At 40.0% G+C, this 290-nt stretch carries 1 pseudogene; it reads right to left on the reverse strand.

Annotated features, from left to right (window positions below):
* Positions 1-290, reverse strand: a pseudogene (locus tag CBI42_RS11775) (glutamate--cysteine ligase); the annotation flags it as partial.

The raw sequence follows: 290 nt of genomic DNA on the forward strand, positions 1-290 counted from the left end.
GTAATTTAAAACACAAATGCTGGGAATTAAATGGAATGACAACTTGCGCACTAAATTTCTCAAGTTGATCAATAAATGCGGATGCTTCATCATGATATGCGCTGGTTTTCAATGGATCTTCCAGTGCCACCTGATCATTTTTTTCGCACGCTTTGGCAATATCCTGATCTGCGGACTTCAAATCAAATGGGCGCTTGTAGATAAAGTAGGCAAACATCAGTCGAACCAAATCGACAGCATCTTCTGAAACGCCTAATGGCTCAAATGGATCCAAATCATAGATTCGAAGT

Source organism: Streptococcus sp. KR, assembly GCF_002238115.1.
In the GTDB taxonomy this organism is placed as follows: domain Bacteria; phylum Bacillota; class Bacilli; order Lactobacillales; family Streptococcaceae; genus Streptococcus.